18 protein-coding genes are annotated in these 19,836 nt (G+C 38.2%); 11 read left to right on the forward strand and 7 right to left on the reverse strand.

The annotated features are described in order from the left end of the window. Nucleotide 1 precedes the first annotated feature (1 nt). Together ACSLUO_RS14720 and ACSLUO_RS14725 are read left to right on the forward strand one after the other, a co-directional pair. Nucleotides 2-478 (forward strand): DUF494 family protein, encoded by a 477-nt coding sequence (locus ACSLUO_RS14720; RefSeq protein WP_448249591.1) that lies wholly within the window; start codon nt 2-4, stop codon nt 476-478. Nucleotides 479-785: 307 nt separating this feature from the next. Then, nucleotides 786-1,355, forward strand: a complete 570-nt coding sequence (locus ACSLUO_RS14725) for a DNA topoisomerase family protein (RefSeq protein ID WP_448249593.1) — start codon at nt 786-788, stop codon at nt 1,353-1,355. A 37-nt stretch (nt 1,356-1,392) separates the two neighbouring features. Here ACSLUO_RS14725 and ACSLUO_RS14730 read toward each other — a convergent pair whose 3' ends face one another. Further along, complete coding sequence (locus ACSLUO_RS14730) at nt 1,393-2,556, reverse strand: 5-(carboxyamino)imidazole ribonucleotide synthase (protein ID WP_448249594.1); 1,164 nt, start codon at nt 2,554-2,556, stop codon at nt 1,393-1,395. Nucleotides 2,557-2,568: 12 nt separating this feature from the next. After that, nucleotides 2,569-3,051 carry a 5-(carboxyamino)imidazole ribonucleotide mutase gene (gene purE, locus ACSLUO_RS14735; RefSeq protein ID WP_448249596.1) on the reverse strand — a complete coding sequence of 161 codons (483 nt, stop codon included), beginning with the start codon at nt 3,049-3,051 and terminating at the stop codon, nt 2,569-2,571. A 203-nt stretch (nt 3,052-3,254) separates the two neighbouring features. Here purE and tsaC point away from each other — a divergent pair, with 203 nt between their 5' ends. The 5 genes from tsaC to ACSLUO_RS14760 all read left to right on the forward strand — a co-directional run bounded on the left by tsaC (nt 3,255) and on the right by ACSLUO_RS14760 (nt 8,352). Next, nucleotides 3,255-3,818 carry an L-threonylcarbamoyladenylate synthase type 1 TsaC gene (gene tsaC, locus ACSLUO_RS14740; protein ID WP_448249637.1) on the forward strand — a complete coding sequence of 188 codons (564 nt, stop codon included), beginning with the start codon at nt 3,255-3,257 and terminating at the stop codon, nt 3,816-3,818. Beyond that, complete coding sequence (gene hemF, locus ACSLUO_RS14745; protein WP_448249598.1) at nt 3,815-4,732, forward strand: oxygen-dependent coproporphyrinogen oxidase; 918 nt, start codon at nt 3,815-3,817, stop codon at nt 4,730-4,732. Before tsaC ends, hemF begins: the two co-directional genes overlap by 4 nt. Nucleotides 4,733-4,742: 10 nt before the next feature. Further along, a complete protein-coding gene (locus tag ACSLUO_RS14750; RefSeq protein WP_448249600.1) occupies nt 4,743-7,073 on the forward strand; it encodes a fatty acid cis/trans isomerase in 2,331 nt (776 codons plus the stop codon). Between the two features lie 76 nt (nt 7,074-7,149). Next, complete coding sequence (locus ACSLUO_RS14755; protein ID WP_448249602.1) at nt 7,150-7,527, forward strand: diacylglycerol kinase; 378 nt, start codon at nt 7,150-7,152, stop codon at nt 7,525-7,527. A 66-nt stretch (nt 7,528-7,593) separates the two neighbouring features. Beyond that, complete coding sequence (locus ACSLUO_RS14760; RefSeq protein WP_448249603.1) at nt 7,594-8,352, forward strand: hypothetical protein; 759 nt, start codon at nt 7,594-7,596, stop codon at nt 8,350-8,352. Nucleotides 8,353-8,401: 49 nt separating this feature from the next. On the opposite strand, the gene ACSLUO_RS14765 is transcribed toward ACSLUO_RS14760, so the two are convergent. Continuing rightward, nucleotides 8,402-9,127 (reverse strand): siderophore-interacting protein, encoded by a 726-nt coding sequence (locus tag ACSLUO_RS14765; protein ID WP_448249605.1) that lies wholly within the window; start codon nt 9,125-9,127, stop codon nt 8,402-8,404. A 168-nt stretch (nt 9,128-9,295) separates the two neighbouring features. Between ACSLUO_RS14765 and ACSLUO_RS14770 the strand changes: the two genes are divergently transcribed. The 3 genes from ACSLUO_RS14770 (at nt 9,296) to ACSLUO_RS14780 (ending at nt 11,332) form a co-directional block, all read left to right on the forward strand. Further along, the gene (locus ACSLUO_RS14770; protein ID WP_448249607.1) at nt 9,296-9,709 is read left to right on the forward strand and encodes a MarR family winged helix-turn-helix transcriptional regulator; all 414 of its coding nucleotides are present in this window, start codon (nt 9,296-9,298) and stop codon (nt 9,707-9,709) included. A gap of 111 nt (nt 9,710-9,820) precedes the next feature. Continuing rightward, nucleotides 9,821-10,477 (forward strand): 2OG-Fe(II) oxygenase, encoded by a 657-nt coding sequence (locus ACSLUO_RS14775; protein ID WP_448249609.1) that lies wholly within the window; start codon nt 9,821-9,823, stop codon nt 10,475-10,477. 144 nt (nt 10,478-10,621) lie between these two features. Continuing rightward, complete coding sequence (locus ACSLUO_RS14780; protein WP_448249611.1) at nt 10,622-11,332, forward strand: OmpW/AlkL family protein; 711 nt, start codon at nt 10,622-10,624, stop codon at nt 11,330-11,332. 75 nt (nt 11,333-11,407) lie between these two features. On the opposite strand, the gene ACSLUO_RS14785 is transcribed toward ACSLUO_RS14780, so the two are convergent. From ACSLUO_RS14785 to ACSLUO_RS14800, 4 genes are read right to left on the reverse strand one after another with little or no spacing between them, the layout of a single operon-like run. Beyond that, nucleotides 11,408-12,508 (reverse strand): Gfo/Idh/MocA family protein, encoded by a 1,101-nt coding sequence (locus ACSLUO_RS14785; protein WP_448249613.1) that lies wholly within the window; start codon nt 12,506-12,508, stop codon nt 11,408-11,410. Between the two features lie 5 nt (nt 12,509-12,513). Further along, nucleotides 12,514-13,893, reverse strand: coding sequence for an NRAMP family divalent metal cation transporter (locus tag ACSLUO_RS14790; RefSeq protein ID WP_448249615.1), 1,380 nt, complete (start codon nt 13,891-13,893; stop codon nt 12,514-12,516). A gap of 53 nt (nt 13,894-13,946) precedes the next feature. Further along, the gene (locus ACSLUO_RS14795) at nt 13,947-15,113 is read right to left on the reverse strand and encodes a Gfo/Idh/MocA family protein (RefSeq protein ID WP_448249616.1); all 1,167 of its coding nucleotides are present in this window, start codon (nt 15,111-15,113) and stop codon (nt 13,947-13,949) included. 18 nt (nt 15,114-15,131) lie between these two features. Further along, nucleotides 15,132-18,686, reverse strand: a complete 3,555-nt coding sequence (locus ACSLUO_RS14800) for a PVC-type heme-binding CxxCH protein (RefSeq protein ID WP_448249619.1) — start codon at nt 18,684-18,686, stop codon at nt 15,132-15,134. A 405-nt stretch (nt 18,687-19,091) separates the two neighbouring features. Between ACSLUO_RS14800 and ACSLUO_RS14805 the strand changes: the two genes are divergently transcribed. After that, complete coding sequence (locus tag ACSLUO_RS14805) at nt 19,092-19,796, forward strand: FadR/GntR family transcriptional regulator (RefSeq protein ID WP_448249621.1); 705 nt, start codon at nt 19,092-19,094, stop codon at nt 19,794-19,796. The last annotated feature ends 40 nt before the right edge of the window (nt 19,797-19,836 follow it).

The following is a 19,836-nucleotide window of genomic DNA, read 5'->3' on the forward strand; positions in this document are numbered from 1 at the left end:
TATGTTTGATATTTTAATGTACCTTTTTGAGAACTACATCCATTCAGAAGCTGAAGTGATGGTAGATCATGACATTCTCACAGACGAACTTACCCGCGCTGGATTTCATCAAGATGAAATTTATAAAGCGCTAACATGGTTAGAAAAGTTAGCTGCGTTGCAAGACGTTGAAGCTTATCCTTTTTTAACCCGTGCGGTTGGCCAAAGCTTCCGTATTTATACTGATGAAGAAATGATGTTGCTTGACGCAGAATGTCGTGGTTTCATTATGTTTCTTGAACAAGTGAATTTACTCGACTTTACCACTCGTGAAATGGTGGTTGACCGAGTGATGGAATTAGACACACAAGATTTTTCACTAGATGATTTAAAGTGGGTGATCTTAATGGTGTTGTTTAATGTACCAGGGCAAGAATCGGCTTATTCACAAATGGAAGATTTAATCTTCGACGAACAGCCTGACGGTCCATTACACTAATTTAGTAAATAATACTTAACCTGAACTCGGGATAAGAAATTAGCTAACTATATGAAATACATATATTTTGATATTTTCTTTATTCTAGCTTGATGTTTTTTCTTAGTACAAGGCAAATTTAAGCGCCAATAGCGAGCCTATTGCAATTAAATTTAACGCAGTAATAAGGAAAAACAGCTGCTAGAAAGCAAGTTGTTATACCGAGTTCAGGTTATTTATTGTGATAAGCAGCTTCGGCTGCTTATGTGTTTATCTGTGCCTGATTTATGGCATAATTAGGTTGTTATTTAATTCACTTGTGTAATTTATGTCTGACTCAGAACAACCACTTTTTACTAAACATGAACATGCCTTAGAAAAGGCTGATGAACCGTGTCCAGAATGTGGCAGTGAATTAACCATTAAACATGGTAAATCAGGTGCTTTTTTTGGTTGTGTTAGTTACCCCAATTGCCAATATACTCGGCCAGTTGTTGAACATGAGCGAGTTGAAGATAAAATTCTGCCAGGTTCCCAATGCCCAAAATGTCAGCACCCATTAGCGGTAAAGCAAGGTCGTTATGGTATGTTTATTGGTTGTACCAACTTCCCTGATTGTGATCATATTGAAGGTAATAACCAAAAAGATGATGCTGGCGTAGCTTGTCCAAGTTGTAAAAAAGGCGAACTATTTGAAAAGTCGAATCGCTTTGGTAAGACTTTTTATGCTTGCGATCAATATCCAAAATGTAAATATGTTATTAATTACCCGCCGGTTGGTGAAGCGTGCCCCGATTGTCGATGGCCAATTATGGTAAAACGTACTATGGCAAGTGGTGAAGTACATGTTTGCCCACAAAAAAAATGTGGCTGTAAAATAAAAATACCTGCAAGTTAGCAGGTATTTAAAAGGGCAAGTTTAACGTTAAGTTCTTCTAGTTTACGGTTAACTTCTTTTGATAATCAGTCGCAAACTCAGTTAATGCTGAAAATGCCGTTTGACCAAGTAATTGTGCTAACTGACATAAACGCTGTGCTAATTCAGTTTCATCTTTGCCACTTACGTTAATATGGCCCATTTTTCTACCAGCACGTTTTTCTTTACCATACCAATGAATATTAACGCTTGGAATAGCTAATAAGGTGTCGGGTACTGCATCTTCACCAATAATATTAATCATTGCAGTTGGGCGTATAAGTGCAGTGCTACCTAAAGGTAAACCACAGATAGCGCGCAGGTGGTTTTCAAATTGGCAAGTGTCGGCACCTTGTTGTGTCCAATGACCTGAGTTATGCACACGAGGGGCAATTTCATTAACTAACAGTTGCTCACCTACTTGGAAAAACTCAATGGCTAAAATACCAACATAGTCGAGTTTTTCAGCTAACTTAGTAAATACCGCTTGAGCTTGAGCTTGGAGTTTATCATTGCTTGGCACGGCAACAGAAACACTTAAAATACCATTGTCATGATGATTTTCAGTTAACGGATAGACCGCAATTTCACCCTGAGTATTACGAGCGCCAACTAATGAAACTTCACGATCAAAAGGTACCATTTGCTCAGCAATAATGCCTTGCGGTACAGAAGAGGTGGCATTGGCAATAAACTCAGACATTTCTTGCCATAAGGCATCAGCTTGTTCGGCTGATTTCATTCGCCATTGGCCTTTACCGTCGTAACCTTCTAAAGCACTTTTGAAAATAATCGGTAATGAAAGTTGGCTTAAAACGGCGTCAAAATCCGCTTTAGTTTCAACAATAACGTGTTTAGCATTAGCCACTTGGCAGCTTTCAAGTAAGTTTTTTTCTAAGCGGCGATCACCACCTATTTTAATAGCTTGGCTGCTTGGGTATAAGTTACCGGCACTTTCGCATTCGGCTAAAATATTATGAGCAATATGTTCAAATTCAGCGGTAATTACTTCTGACTTTTGCATACCTTGAGCAAGGTCGCCATAACTGTGTTCAGGCGCAACTGGGTGAACAACCTTGTTGCTACGAACATCAAAGGCTTTAACATCAATATTAAGCGGTGCACCCGCTAAATTCATCATGCGAGCTAATTGACCAGCTCCTAAAACCAACACGTTTTTCATTAAAATAACCGCCTATTCTGCAGGGTTCGGGTTGTTAAGTATTGTTTGTGTTTGTTCCGTTCTAAATTTAACAATATTTTCCATAATGGCGGCGTCATGTACGGCAATAATTTGTGCCGCTAATAAACCCGCATTAGCCGCACCAGCTGTGCCAATAGCTAATGTACCTACAGCAATACCTTTTGGCATTTGGACAATAGATAATAGTGAATCTTGACCACTTAATGCTTTTGATTGTACCGGTACACCTAACACAGGTAATGGCGTGTATGCTGCTGTCATGCCAGGTAAATGCGCTGCACCACCAGCACCAGCGATGATAACACTAATACCATTGGCTTGAGCTGCTTCAGCATATTCAGCTAATAAATGAGGTGTTCTGTGAGCTGAAACCACTTTGGTTTCGTAAGGAACCTGCAATAAATCTAACATTTCTGCTGCATGTTGCATGGTTGGCCAGTCTGATTTTGAACCCATGATTATACCGACTTTCATGATATCTCACTCTGTAATTGCTTTGCTAAGTCTGTGAATAATTTCACCGCGAAAATTAAGCCGAGCATTATACCTATGTTTGAACAAATACGGAAACATCTGCATTTTATTTGCTCAGTTTAAATTGTGCTTTTGACAAATTAGGTGGCAAAATTTGGTTCAAATAAGAGAAAGCCTTTATAATGCGGCAACTGAATTTACTGATGGCTTATTTTGATAAGATGAATAATGAAATAGCAGCATACCAGCAAGGTGGTATCTTGGCTTACCCAACTGAAGCGGTTTTTGGTTTAGGTTGTGACCCTGACAATCAAGCGGCGGTTGAAAAACTGTTAGTGATTAAACAACGCCCTGTTGAAAAAGGCTTAATTTTATTGGCCGCCAATTATTCACAGTTATTACCTTATGTTGATGATGAAAAATTGTCAGCACAGCAGCGGGCATTAATTTTGTCTCGTTGGCCTGATGGTATTACGCAAGTGTTACCCGCTAAGGCAACACTTGGTAAGTATTTAACCGGACAATTTGATACCATAGCGGTACGAGTAACAAGCCAGCCTGATGTGGTTGCTTTATGTAATGCCACTAATAAACCGATTGTTTCTACTAGTTGTAATACAACGGGGAAAACACCAGCAAGAAGCTATCAAGAAATTGAGCCGGTGATATGCCAGCAAATCGACTTTATTATTAAAGGTCAAACTTTAGGCTTTACACAACCATCTACTATTATTGACGGGTTAACTGGAGAAACTTTTCGCACATGAGCCAAGTAAACATTGACGTTGTTATCGACTATTTAAAATCGCTCCAAGACCATATTTGCCAAGCGTTAGAAACGGCAGATGGTAGTGGCAAATTCATCGAAGATACTTGGCAGCGCGCCGAAGGTGGCGGTGGTAGAACTCGAGTGTTAACTGATGGCACTGTGATTGAACAAGGCGGGGTGAACTTTTCTGTGGTGAGTGGCGATAAGCTACCGCCATCAGCTACCGCTCATCGCCCTGAATTAGCGGGTCGAACTTGGCAAGCTTGTGGCGTTTCATTAGTGATTCATCCAAAAAATCCGTTAATTCCAACGTCACATGCCAATGTTCGTTTTTTTGTTGCTGAAAAAGCCGGTGAAGCGCCAGTGTGGTGGTTTGGTGGTGGTTTTGATTTAACCCCGTTTTATCCTTTTGACGAAGACGTCAAACATTGGCATCAAACCGCAAAAGATCTTTGTCAGCCGTTTGGTGATAATGTTTATGCCGAGCATAAAAAATGGTGTGATGACTACTTTTATTTAAAACATCGTGACGAAACTCGTGGTGTTGGTGGTTTGTTTTTTGATGATTTAAATCAATGGGATTTTGACTCTTGTTTTAATTACATTAAAGCGGTGGGTGAAGGTTTTGTGAATGCTTACGTTCCCATTATGAATAAACGCAAAAATGAACACTACAGTGATGCAGAGCGGCAATTTCAGTTATATCGTCGTGGTCGTTATGTGGAGTTTAATTTGGTTTTTGATCGCGGCACTTTATTTGGCTTGCAATCCGGCGGCCGAACCGAATCTATTTTAATGTCAATGCCACCACTGGCGCGTTGGCAATATAATTATCAACCAGAAAGTGATTCTGCCGAGGCAAAATTACAACAATATTTAGTGCCTAGAGATTGGCTAACTGAATTAGCTTAAAGGCTTTATCATGACATTTTACAGCCGTTGGCTTTTGTTGCTGGCATTTTTATTGGTGACCGGTTGTGCCGTTATTGGTGTTAATTATTACGATGAATTATTTGGTCCTGAGCAAATACAAGACCGTTTAGTTGTCGATACATCAGCAGACGGTAATATTTATTTAAATCAAGTGAAACCGATATTAGAAAGTCGCTGTGTTGTTTGTCATGGTTGTTACGATGCTCCTTGTCAATTAAAGCTAAGTTCACCAGCAGGTATTGATCGTGGTTTAAGTAAAGCACTTGTTTATGACGGTACACGTTTGCTGGCATCAGAACCTTCACGAATTTTTGTTGATGCACAAACAACCAAACAATGGCGTGATAAAGGCTTTAAACCAGTATTAAATGAACGTCAACAACTGGCCAGCACAAATATTGCTGCCGGTTTATTAGCACAAAGTTTATTACTGAAACAAAAAAATCCGTTGCCAGAAGTGGCCGTGCTAGGTGATGAATTTAATTTTGCGTTAGACCGCGAACAAACTTGCCCAAGTAGTGAAGAATATTCGCACTTTGCTCAGCAAAAACCGCATGCAGGTATGCCTTACGGTTTACCGGCTATATCAGAGCAAGCGTTTACAACCTTAGATTATTGGTTGAAGCAGGGCGGTAAAATGGCCAACATTCCTGCACCTGATCAAGGTAATTTAGCTGAGGTTGCTAAGTGGGAAGCTTTTTTTAATCAACACGATAATAAAAGCCAGTTGATGAGTCGTTATATTTACGAGCATTGGTTTTTAGCTCATTTACATTTTCCTCAGTACGGTAGCTCTTCATTTTTTAAATTAGTGCGCTCAAGTACGCCGCCAGGGCAACCAATTCAAGTAATTAATACCCGTCGACCTTATGAAAACCCTAAAGTTAAGCCGGTGTATTATCGTTTAATGCATGATACACAAACAATATTAGCTAAAACCCATTTACCGCTAGCATTAAATGACGCTAAATTAGCACGTTTAGAAGCGTTATTTTTAACACCAGGTTATCAAGTAAACACTTTACCTAGTTATCAAGCAGAGGTTGCCTCAAATCCGTTTAAAGCATTTACGGATCTACCAATTAAATCTCGTTATCAATTTTTATTAGATGATGCACAGCTTTATATTATGGGCTTTATTAAAGGGCCTGTGTGCAGAGGGCAAGTCGCGTTAAATGTTATTAATGATAATTTTTGGGTAGTGTTTGCTGACCCTGATATCACCAGCACTTTAGCAATTGACCATTTTTTAACGTTTCAAAAAGATATGCTGGCGCTACCTGCTAAAGATGAAAGTAATGCAACCGCGTTTAATTGGCTAAGTTATGTCCATCGAGAAAGTAAATATGTTGAGGCCAAAGGAGCTATTTCTAATTTAGTGTTTGAAAAGGGTAAAAATCTCAATGAACAGCTGATTTGGCAAGGGCAAAACTATAATGACAATGCCGCGTTAACGATTTTTCGCCATAACGACAGCGCCTCGGTTGTTAAAGGCTTAGTGGGTGAAAACCCTAAAACGGCTTGGGTAATGGATTATCCGTTATTTGAACGTATACATTATTTATTAGTGGCTGGTTTTGATGTTTATGGCAATGTTGGTCATCAGTTAACTACACGTTTATATATGGACTTTTTACGGTTAGAGGGCGAAAAAAACTTTTTAGCTTTATTGCCTTTAGCACAGCGGAAAAAAATTCACGATTATTGGTACCGTAAAGCCTCACCAAATTTGGTAGAATTATTGAAAAAAAATAATAATAATTTTGTGCAGCCTAGTGGTATTCAATATCAAACCGATGATCCGCAGGCTGAGTTATACAGCATACTTAAAAAACATTTAAAGTATGTTAATAAACCTGTTTATCAAGTTGAGTCAGAGTCGCCATTATTAGCGTTGAATTCTTTACCAAGCCAAGCGGTAAACTTGTTACCACAAGTGTCATTTATCTTGGTAAAACAACAAGAGGGCTATCAAGCTTATACTTTATTACATAATAACGCTCACTATAATATTTCAAGTTTATTAAACGAAGCCGAGCAACGAGAATATTCTCAAGACAAGGCTTTAATCGTGAAAGGTTTTATTGGTGATTATCCTGCGGCTATTTGGCATATAACGGATCAGCAGCAAGCCGACTTTGTTACGGCATTAGCGGGCATGACGAATGAGCAGCATTATCGAGATATTAAAACGCGTTTTGCTATTCGTAGAACCCATCCTAACTTTTGGTTTTATAGTGATTTAATTCACCAATTAGCAAAACAAGAGCAAGGCATTGCGTTTGGGTTATTTGATTATAATCGGTTAGAAAATCGTTAGGTCATATTTTATTCATTTTTACTCGTTATGATGCAAAATAGGTTTATTATTTCAAATCGTTAAAAGGAAATTTTTTGTGACAACAGATAAAAAAGTTAGCCATTTAGGACGTTTAGGGCCCGCAACTAAAAACAGTATTGCCGGTTTAATTGCCGCTTATCAAAATGAAATGGCTTTTAAACAAGAAGTGTTTTTATTAATTGTATTAACACCGGTGGCTTTATTAATTAGTGATGGTTTTGTCGAATTTTCACTATTAATGTTAGCGATTTTAGGAATATTAATTGCTGAACTATTAAATTCAGGCATTGAAGCTGTGGTTGACCGTGTTGGCTTAGAACGCCATGAATTAAGCGGTCGCGCGAAAGATTTAGGCTCTGCTGCTGTGTTTGTTGCCATTTGTTATTTTTTAATGGTTTGGGGCTACAAACTGGTTACTTACTTTTTCTTATAATTTATTGAATTATTAATATTATTAAAGCTCTGATAGGTTATATAAAAATTCAATTAGGATAGGTTAATGAATTATTTACCAATGCTTGTCGGGCTCATTTTTAGTTTAGTGAGTACTATCAGTTTAGCGTCTGATGGACTAAACGATTTAAAAAATAAATTAAAACAACTTCAGGCTAAAACGCCAATCATAGCCGAGTTAAGAACTTCGTTTGTTGATCAGCATGACGACGACATCAAGCAAGGCGAAGTTAAAGTTTTATTAAAAGACAATCCCACGGGCTTTAGTTTAACTTATAAGACAGAGCAGCTAACCATGATGGCAACTGAAAAAGCGCAAAAAGCCCAAAACGAAGACAGCCCATCACCCACCTTAGATGCCGCTGCTAAATTAAAAGCTGTTGATTTACATCGTGTGTTATCGGCCAGTGAAGATTTTTTGCAGTTTATTAATCGTGGTGAATTTATTGGTGAAAGCATAACGCAGCTTGATGGTCGGAATGTGCGACTATTAACGTTTGCACTACCAATGGAAGTATTAATTCATAATAAAAGAACACGAAAATACGTTGATGACTTTGAAGCGCGTTACCAAGTTTGGCTTGATAATGACGGCACACCGTTAAAAAGTCATCTCGACTTTCAAGGTAGCGGTAGTGCTTATTTAATATTAAACGTTGAAGCCTTTGGACAAGATACTGAGTTTTATCAGGTGATTAATCAACGTTTAGTGGTAAGTAGTAGCCAATCAAGACATGGCTCAAAATCATTTTTTGGTGACTTTGAGCGAAAGCAGCAAAAAACAGTGCAAATTATTCATCCTTAATTATTTATTCTTAGTAATGCATAGTTGAGTTTGATCACGACTAGCATTTTTATCTTTTCTGATTCCAGTAGGCACTGGCATAGAGTTTAGCTTTATCATAGCGGCAATGTTTATTCAGGTAACTTTTTAACTGCTTGATAATACTAGCCTCAGCAGCGATAAAAATAGCACTATTATTCAAGGTTTCACCGACAGTTTTGAGGGCATTTAAAAAATCATCTGTTAATTTATTTGTGGTTACAAACCATTCAATATTGATACCTTCAGGCTTTATTAGAGGTTGAATATCTTGCTTATCAGGTACTTGAATATAAGCGGTGCCAACAGCACTTTCAGGTAACATTTCTAATGTTGCGGCGATGGCAGGTAATGCTGTTATATCACCCAAAAATAAGTGATGTTCAGCGAATAAATCGGTATGTTTTATATCGCCAGGGCCGGCAATACCAAGATAATCACCCGCTTTTGCTTGCAACGCCCAATTACTTGCTAAACCTTGATGATCATTTACAGCAAAGTCGAGAGTTAGAGTACGCTGTTGCTGATCGAATGATCGCACAGTATAGGAACGCATAAACTTTTTGAATCCTAAATATATACCAAGTTTAGGCTTATTATTGGCTGAATTAGGATTAGGAAAAATGACTTTAACATGCGCACTTTTTTTATTGTTTGGAAAATCAGAAAGAGACTCGCCAGTTAAGACAATTCGTTTCATATGTGGAGAAAGCTCTGTCACGGATAATACTTGCGTCATACGCATTTTAGGACCCATATTTTTACCTCCAAATGGTGTTGGTTAATGTAGTTTTTAATATTTTGTTAAAGGCTAAGTTTTAAGTTTGGCTTGAACATGAGCGCTTTATAAAATATAGTTGACAATATCTACTATATTTGCATTAGTAGACTTTGTCAACTAATTCATCATCAATTGGAGAATATAATGGAATTAAGCGAAGCGCTGTTTAGTTTAGTGCATGCAGTGCGTAATCATATGAAAGAAGAAATTAAGCTATTAGCATTAGGGTTATCGCCTATGCATTTAAAATCGCTAAAAGTCATTGCTAGAATTGATGATTGTACAGGTCAAAAACTTGCTGATTTTATGGGACGAGATAAAGCTCAAATTAATCGTTTAATTAAAGAGTTAGTGAAGCAAGAGTTGATTATTAAAGTTGATAATGAACAAGATAAGCGTAGTCAAATTTTGGTATTGTCAGTTAAAGGTAGTGAAAACTTAACCCTTTTTAAAAGGGCAGAAAAAAAAGTATTTTCTCAATTAATAACGGATATACCAGCAGATCAAATTGACAGTTTCATACAAATTGCGCGTAAGCTCGAGCATAATTTGCAATAACCTATGGCTGTTTAATAAAAATAATTATTTTAGTATTTATCAACAAAAATTATTGCTTAGTTTTAGTAAGTTGTTGCAAAATGCGCCACCTTTTATCTACTTGATTAACTAATGCACGTTTTTGAACAATCTTTTGTTGGTGAAATTAATTACCTTAAAGTAGCTAACGACCTTAAAGCTAAAGGTTACAGCGTAATTCATCACGCGTTTGCTGCCGATATAGAAGACGCTTTATTACATTATGTGTTGCAGCTTGATACGGAACAGTTTCAAGAAGCAGCGATTGGTCGTTCAGAGCAACAAACAATTAACCAATTTGTCCGTAGTGACGAAATTCGCTGGATTGATCATCAGCAACCTATTGAGTCTTTATGGTTAAGCCAAATGGAAAAAGTTCGTGTTGAACTAAATCGTTTGTTGTTTTTAGGCTTGTTCAGTTATGAAAGCCATTTTGCTTGTTATCAGCCGGGTGCTTTTTATAAAAAGCATGTTGACGCTTTTAAAGGGCAGGCAAACCGTTTGTTATCAACAGTGTATTATTTAAACCCTAATTGGCAGCCAGAAGAAGGTGGTGAATTGGTGATGTATGATCCTGAACAGCCAGAGCACAAACTCTTTGATGTATCACCAACACTTGGTACTTTGGTGATTTTTCTTAGTGAAGAATTTCCTCATGAAGTGTTACCGGCTTTAAGGAAGCGCCATAGTATTGCTGGTTGGTTTCGCATTAATAATTCAATTGGCGATCAAATTGACCCACCAAGATAATTTTTATCAGCATAGTGTAAAAATTTGATATAGATCATCGTTCAGTTATAGAGTTTTAACTCTAGTTTAATTGTTTGAGCTATATCAAGTTTTGTTATTCAGCGCTGTTTACACTGACCTTAATTAATTTTAAGGACATAGCTCATGAAAAAATCGTTACTTTGTTTAGCATTATTAGCCTCTTTTTCTACTTTTTCGGCTAATTATCAAGCCGGCGACTTTGTTATTCGCGGCGGTTTAACTCAGGTTAAGCCTGATTCAAATCAAGCGGGTATTTCTTTAGATGGAGCAGCATTACCCCTGACTTTATCGCCAGAAGATAATACCCAGTTAGGGTTAAATTTTGTTTATTTTTATGATCAAAACTGGGCGCTTGAAGTGTTAGCGGCAACACCGTTTGATCATGATATTTATTTACAAGACCCAACGGGGGCAACAAACAGTATTTATAATATTGATTTAAACGACGCCAAGCTTGCCAATGTTAAGCAACTGCCACCGACTATTAGTGCCTTATACTATTTCGATACAGCTTCTGTATTTAAGCCTTATCTTGGGCTTGGTATTAACTACACGGTATTTTTTGAAGAAAAGTTTACAGCAACGCCGAAAGCGGCTGGTTTTAGTGATTTATCACTAGACAGTTCGTTTGGCTATTCAGTACAGCTAGGGGCTGATTATTTATTAGATGATCAGTGGAGCTTAAATGTTTCCGCGCGCTATATTGATATTAATACACAAGCAACCTTTAATGTGGAAGATAGTTTAAATGTTGGTGGTTTAGTAGGTAAAGGCAAATCAAATGTTGATATTGATCCTATGGTTTACTCTTTGATGCTAGGTTATAAATTTTAATTACTTAGCGCTAATTTTCAGGCATAAAAAAACCGCATTCAGAGTGTCATGAATGCGGTTTTTATCTTCTGTTTGCTATTTTGTTGCTGCGTCTTCAGCTATTTTTTGCGCTAACATACTTAATTCAGCGGCTTTAAACGTATGGGCTTGGCTCATTGCATGTTCGGTGCGATTAATAACATCTAAAATTAATTGTCCAAAATACGGAAAAGATGATTGTCCTAAACAATCAATTTCTCGTTCCTTTTCGCCATTGGTAATGAATATTTTTGATGCTGGTGCTTGGCGTGCAACATCGTTGTACTTACGGCATTCGATATTGCCTTCTGTACCAATAATAATGGTACGGCCATCGCCCCAAGTTGCTTGACCTTCAGGGGTAAACCAGTCAACACGGGTATAAAATGAAGCGCCATTATCTCCGGTTAGCGATACTTCACCAAAGTCTTCTAACCCAGGCTTGTCGGCGTTGTTAAAGTTTTCAATGCGGGCAAAGTTAATGGTGGCATCGGTTGCTCCAGTGTAAGTTAAAAACTGCTCTACTTGGTGTGACCCTATATCGGTTAAAATACCGCCGTAACATGTTTTATCAAAAAACCAATCTGGACGAGTCGCTTTTGCTAATCGATGAGGCGCTAAATTGATCACTTGTAGTACACGGCCAATGGCACCTTGTTTAATAAGCTCACCTGCTTCAAAAGCTGCTTCATTATGTAAACGCTCGGCATAATAAACCGCATAGATGCGACCCGTTTCAGCAACCACTTTTTTCACTTCAGCTAATTGTTCAAGCGTAGTAAAAGGCGATTTGTCGGTAAAATAATCTTTACCCGCGTGCATTACTTGAATGCCAATGCCTGCACGTAAATGAGGTATAGCGGCACTTGCCACTAATTGGGTATCAGAGTCGTTAAGAATTTGCTCAAAACTAGTGGCTACCGTTGCTTGTGGATATTTTTCACAAAAAGCAGCTAAGCGTTTTTCGTCAGTATCATAAACATATTTTAAAGTAGCGCCCGCTTGTAATAAGCCGTTAGTTTGGCCGTTAATATGACCGTGATCTAAAAAGGCCACTGAAAAGAAAAATTCGTTTGGTGCAACCACTTTAACTGATTGCCCAACAGGTGCGTAATTAGCACCATCTTTCATGTTTGGTTTTTTAGTTGGTTCAGACATGACAATTAACCCATTTTAACCATAGTAGAATAAATAACGCTGCTGAGTACGGTGATAATACAAAGCGCCATTGCAATATTAATAAAGAAACGTTTTTTGCCGGTAGGCATGGCATCACCTAAATAATCTTTTTTATTGTTGAGTACAGCCCAGCCAATGTATGCAATTGGCAATAAGAAACCACAAATAGCAGAGGTTGGTAAAACCACATAAGCGCCCATGGTTTGCCAAACAAAAACACCTAAAATGGCCGGCGTTGGGGCTAAAAGTGCAAGTTTGTATTTTAGGCTGTTTTCAGACCAACCAAACATAGCAGCAGCGGCAGAGCCACAACACAGCATATGCATTACTAATGAACCAACTGCCATACCTAAAATACCAAAGGCGAAAATTAAGCGGCTAGTGACTTCATCTAAGCCTGCAGACATAAACATAGTACCTGCTTGTGTTGGGCTTAATTTACCTTGTATATCCATATCGCTACCAAAAAAGGCGCCAGCAGCAGCAATAGAAATTAAGCTAGTTACTAAAATATAAGGAATAACTAAACCTAAGCCGATATCGTAACGTGATAACTCAGCATGATCAGGTGTCCATTTTTTATGTAGCAGGGTGTAACCATATATAAAGGTCATGTTGATACCAACGGCACTACCTAAAGCAGCCATAACTACGGTAACCCCTTGGGCTGTGTCAGGAAATGATTGTGGAATATAACCGGAAGCCACAGCGGCCCAATCAACTTTTCCGTTTAATGACGCACTAATAACAACCCAAGCAAAAGCGATAATAATTAAACCACTTAATACTTTAATACCGGTTTCAAAATACTTAACGGCATTATTTTTTCCACCTTCGGCATCATGATCACCATATTTCCACGCGGTAAAAGCAACACCTGCCCAAATAATAACGGCTAACAATAATAAATACATATCACGGGCAGTACCTGACTCTTTATCAACAGAAAAGCCGGTACTCACTACAATAATTTCTTCTAGCATGGCAGCACTTAACGGATAATGTGCAAAGCCCCAAATTAAACTGGAAGCAAAAGCGGCAATCGCCCAACCCCAAGCAATGGGCTTGTTAACGTGCTTTTTCATGGACTCAAAAGGTTTTTCTTGGGTATGTAAGGTTTGATGTGACAAGGCAAACAACATAATACAGCCAATTAACATGGCGACAGGTTGCACCCACAACAATTCGTAGCCAAAGAGGGCACCAATGGTTAATGAGGTTACGGCACTACCGCCACCTAAGGTCATAGCACCTTGTAACCAACCGGGACCACTGAGTTTTAAGTATTTGGGAATGCGCTTGCTAAAAGGCTGTTGAGAAAGCGCTCTTAGCATTTGTCTTTCTTGATTGATTGAATCTGTCATCTTGTTCTCTTTGTTATAGTCATTGTTATCAGTACGTTATAGTGCGCCATGTGTTAACGATACGACGCACTCATATCGACTTTTGCTTCAGCATTTGATTTTGTTCTTAGTGTTGAAGCATTGGCTTTTTTATTAAGCTCATTTTGATAGGTATTTCTATCCATAGGTAAAGCTATCGCTTGTTTTTGCCAAGTAGAAAGCAGCATAGCATTGGCAATATCTAATGAAGCTAAGCCATCTTGTGCTGGCGCAATTAAAGGTTCATCATGGTGAATAGCATTAACAAAGTTATTCATAATAATTGCGTGCTGATTAACCGTTTCTGTTGTCGTGATATCACTTTCAGTAACGGCAGGCATGCCAAACATTTCATCAGTATTGGCACAAAATTCAGCGGTACTTTGCGCATTCAATTTTTGAGTTAATTTACTTTTTCCACCTTCAACAGCAAAATGTAAACTGCCTTTATCGCCAATAATATCAAAGCGGTTAACACCAGGAGCTTCCCCTGTTGAGCCAATAAATACGCCAGTTGCTTTATTGTTATATCGTAAGTAAGCAGTTACTTCGTCTTCTACTTCAATATTATGGTATTTACCAAATTCACAAAAGGCAGTAATTTCACTGGGTACACCGCAAATCCACTGAAAAATATCAAGGTTGTGAATACATTGATTAACCAATAAACCGCCACCTTCACCTTTCCAAGTGGCGCGCCAATCACTTACTTGAAAATAAATGTCAGGACGAAACCAGTTAGTCATTGTCCAGTGAGTACGCTGGATGTCACCTAACACACCGCTATCGACAACCGTTTTGATTTTTTTGAAAGTCGGATCAGTACGCTGATTTAACATTAAGGCAAACTTAGTTTCTTTATTTGCTAAAGCAACCAGTTTTTCACCCTCTAATGATGAAAGGCCAATAGGCTTTTCTAGCATGACATGAATATTTTTTTCGAGTGCGTATTTAGCAATGTCGAAATGCGACATGGTAGGGGTAGCAATTAATACTGCGTTAACTAAACCTGAGTCGATTAAATCTTGGTACTGTTGAAAATGGCTCGCGCCTAATTCATCTGCCAGAGGTGTTTTATTGCGAGAGCATAATGCCGTAATTTGACATTGTTTAACGGCACCTGAAGTAATGTTATTAATATGTTGTTGAGCTATATTGCCCAACCCAATAACCCCTAATTTAATTACGTTATCTTGGTTCATTTGAAAATTTCCTGTCCGTTATTTTTTAAAATCTGATTTGAGTTGTGTCTCGGTATACGGAATACTTTGTTGTTCGGTAAGTTGACGCACTTTATCAATATCTTTTGCCGTCACTGTGCTGGCTTGGTTGCTCCATGCGTTCCGAATAAATGTAGCAATATCAGCAAGGTTTTGATCACTAACATCGTGATTTTCACCTAAGCCTGGCATCGTTAATGGGCTAGTGAATTTTTTGCCATTTACTGTTACCGGCCCAGATAAACCACGTAATAAAATGGCGATTAAACGTTCTTTTGATTCGGTAACCCATTCGCTTTCATCAAGTGGTGGGATCATTTCGTTACCTTTACCTTCAGCACCATGACAACCAAAACAACCTATTTCACCATTATAGAGTGCTTTCCCGCGGTTAAAGCTTTTTAAGGCTTCGCCTGTTAGGCTCTGGGTTTTGCTTTGTACATTGGTATTGACAAGCTTACGGATATTTGAAGTAGCTGCCGATGGTATATTTTGCTGTTCAGCGGTTAAAAAATTAGCTTCATTAAAGGCTAATGCAGCATAGGTAAAGTCATTGACACCAAAACGATTAATTAAAATGCTTATGACAGGCCAAGCTTGATGTGTGCCTGCAGCCAACACTAAAACATTGGCAAGTTCTTTATTGGCTTGTTTTGCCTCTGCCATTAACCAGTTGTTAAGCACTTGATTATTGTTTGGTAAATATTCAGCTAATCGATAAATACTGCGCTTTACTTTAGCGTTGTTAGTTTTTGCTGCTTGTTGGAGTGTTTTTAGATCAACCACACCTAACCCTTCAAGCGTCCATAAGGCATTAATTTGTGCAAGATGGTTTGTTGACGTTATTGCCATGTTAGTTAATAACTCGATAACCGATTTATCTTGTTTCATGACTATCAGTTGCTTGGCGGTATCTCGGTGCCAACCGTTATCGTGTGCTAAATAAGGCACTAATTGTTCGGCTGATAGTTTATTGAGGTAAGTCACTTTTGGCATTTTACTGTTTTTATGTTTTAAACGGTATAAACGGCCGATGTGTTTATTGCGCTCTAGATCACGCATTTTAATTTGGTTATTTAAATAACTAGTTAAAAAGGTGCGATGTTGCAAAATACCATGATAAAAATCGACAACCGTGATGGTGCCGTCAGGAGCGTTAATGGCATTAACTGGGCGGAATCTTTCATCAGTAGAAGCTAGTATCTCTTGTTGGCTTAACAAGTTTTCACCGCTAACCATACCGTTATTTTCGGTGATTTTAGTGGCTTTCATTAAATTACCCGCAGGCTCTTGTGCTAATCCCATACCATAATATTCTTTGGGAAATTGATTACCGCGATAAATTAATGGGCCACAGGCTGCGGTATGGGTTTTTAGTTTATAACCATCAGCATACATGTCTTTCATATAGCCACGGTTAATACCTGGCGTAACCCTGATCGGATAAACATCATTGCTACCCACTTTTTGTTGGGTAAGCGTGTCAGGAAATTTGTGTTTAGGATTGCGAGTGGCAACATTAGGTAAAAATGATGTTGTTAATAGTGGAGTAAAATTGTAATTAAAATAATGGCGGCCATAATCATCTTGCGTTAGACCCCATTGGCCACGATATTCGGTTTGTGAACGAGCCATTTTCCAAAAGCCATTGCGGTAAACCTCTTTCGCTCCTTTTGGTAGTTGTGCTGACAGCGGGTAAGGGCGATAGCGCTGCGATGATTTTGCGTTGTAATACCAGTTATCTAGGCTATAAAGTAAAGCATTGGGTTTATGCTCAATATTACCGCCTTTTGCGTAGTCACTATCAACAACATCTGTTTTGATCAGTTTAATGGTATTATTTTTTTCGCTAATTTCGCTGAAATATAACTGCTCATTATCAGCCCATAAAATTCCGCCCTCAATAAAAGCAAGGGCGCGCGGTAACAATATTTTTTCAACAATAACTTGTCGTTTATCCATAGTGCCATCTTGATCTGTGTCAGATAAGACCACAATTTGGCTTTCATGTTTCATTTCACCCGTTGCTTTAGTATCCAGCATGTAGGTAGTCATTTCTAATGCCCAAATTCGGCCGGCAGCATCATAAATAGCTGCGACAGGATCGAACAATAAGGGTTCACTGGCCACTACTTCAAGTTCGAAGTCAGGGTGAACTTTAAATGTCTTTAATGCTTGGGCTACCGATAATATCGGCGCTTGCGGGATCAGGTCACGAGGCACAACTTCTTTCATCACGTGGCCAGCACGATCACCTGGGTTAATTGTAATTTTGCGCAATTTAATATTACGAATATTGGCAGCACCTTTGTTTAACGCAATAACTAAGATACTTTTATTAGGCTGTTGTTTTTTTTCGAGGTTGAATTCAGCTACTTTTACGTTGTTTAACCAGTGCGTTACTTTACCTAAGGCGACATGAATACGAACACGATTCCAACCCCATTTACCTTTTTCTCTTTTAGCTTGGCGATCAGGCTCTGAAAAATTGCTTGGTGCTACTTTGCCTGTAACTGCTGCAAAACTTTGCTTTGCATCTTTAGCTAAAGGATTAAGCTTATCATCAGCAAGCTTAAATGAGAGTGGTGAATTGATTATTGAAGATGTTGATAACGCAGTGTCATTTAATGCGCTTTCTTCGAGTAAATAGTGAATGGCACCATCAAGGTGATCACCTACTTTAATATCGAGTTCAAATTCAAAGTTTTGCTCGTTAATATCAAAAGCTAAATTGGCTGCGGTATTCGCAAATAAACTCTGATCAGTTATGCTCCAAGCAGGATTAATGGTGGTTTTTCCATCCCAAAGTAATCGCCAATCGTGAGCTTTTTCGAAAGCGGTTAGCTGGTTATTTAAATAGCTAATTTGCAGATCGTTATTTGCTTTGCTGATGAATTTTTCCACATCATCGGTTAAAACACGTGGATCACGCCATTTTACTTGTTTGCCTTTTGCGGCATGGCCGGCGCTGTGAATTTGTAACGCAATAAAACCTGATGCAGATTGCTCGTCAATTAAATCAGCGCATGGCACGTTATTGATAAAGGTGCGTAAGTGATGACCAATAGCTTCAATTCTGTATGTATTCCACTCATCAACCTTGAATTGATTTTGGCAATTTGGATTGCGACTTAAGTTATATAACCAGCCACTACGTGCTTCGTCAAAAATTCCACCACTCCATTTACGTGAACTGGTATCTATTTCCATCTGATAACCATGAACGCGTCCTTGGTGATAATCTGCAAGGCTATTACTACGAAATTGTATGCCTGAATTTATTCCTGCGCTTGCTTTCACATCTACTTCAAAAATAAAGTCGCTGAATATTTGTTTTGTCGCTAAAAATGAATTTTGGTTGCTCGGTATGGTGGTACCTACAATGATGTTATCTTCAACATGATAAGGCGCAGAACCACCTAATTGTTGCCATTGTGATAGGCTATTATCATCCAACAAAGGTTGCCATACAGGTTTAGTGCTTGTTTGAATAGTATCGACATTATTTGGCAATTGATTGGTTTTGCTCTGCTCGTTTGCTACTTGATTTGACATACAAGCAACTAGTAAAAAAAGTGAGCCCGCAACTAACAATGATTTTTTCATAATAACTATAATTCAACCTTACTGTTTTAATGATGATAACATCATATATTGGACTGACCAAATTTGAATTATAAATAATTATTTGCCTCTATCAATGATTTTATTGTAATGTTTTACGGGAGTATTATGAATAAAATTGATTTTTAGTATTATATTTACACAAGTATTATTTATTTGGTCATGCCAAATAAATAAGTTGTTTTATCATGTTTATTGAGACCCGCTGTGCCATGAAAACAGTACTTAAGAAATGTTTTTACATTATTGAAGTTTTAATGGCATTTGTGTATTTACGGTTTATTTAACATATAATCTCGCGAAAAAATTATCCGTTATCATTTATTAAGAGCTAACATGACAACAACAGAGCATTCGAGCCAACGTTTATATTTACAAATAGCTAATGCTTTAGCTGAAATGGTAAAAAATGGTGAAGTTAAAGTTGGTGAACGTTTTGCCGCAGAACGCGATTTAGCGGCAAAATTTTCTGTGAGTCGCTCTACGGTACGTGAAGCTATGATTGCTTTAGAAGTCAGTGGCTTTGTTGAAATACGTTCAGGATCAGGTATTTATGCTTTAGCTCCATTTTCAAAAGCCAACATTCTACAATCAGCAGAAGATACGCCGGGGCCATTCGAAGTATTAGAAGCACGGATGATGTTAGAGTCGGAAGCGGCAGAAGTGGCAGCCGAGCGAATTAGTAATAATGAGCTGCATCAGTTAAAACAGTTATTAGCCGCCATGTCGGCAGCAGTTGATAATCAAGATATCGAAGAAGCTGAACGCATTGATCATGCTTTTCATTTGTTGATTATTAAAGCCACCAGAAACAGTGCACTGACACCATTATATGAATGGCTATGGCAGATCCGTGAATCGTCTGCGGTTAGTCAGCAGTTTCATTTAAAATTACGAGATAAAGGTTCAACCCCTCGTATAGATGAGCATAAACAAGTGCTCGATGCCTTAATGCAACGTGACGGAAAAGCAGCCAGTCGTGCGATAAAAAATCATTTAACTCAAGTGATGAATCGTCTTACTGAATGTAGCTTAGTTTAGTGTCCCTACAGATAAGCACTTAAAAAGCCGTGTAACTTAA

Source organism: Thalassotalea agariperforans, assembly GCF_053470345.1.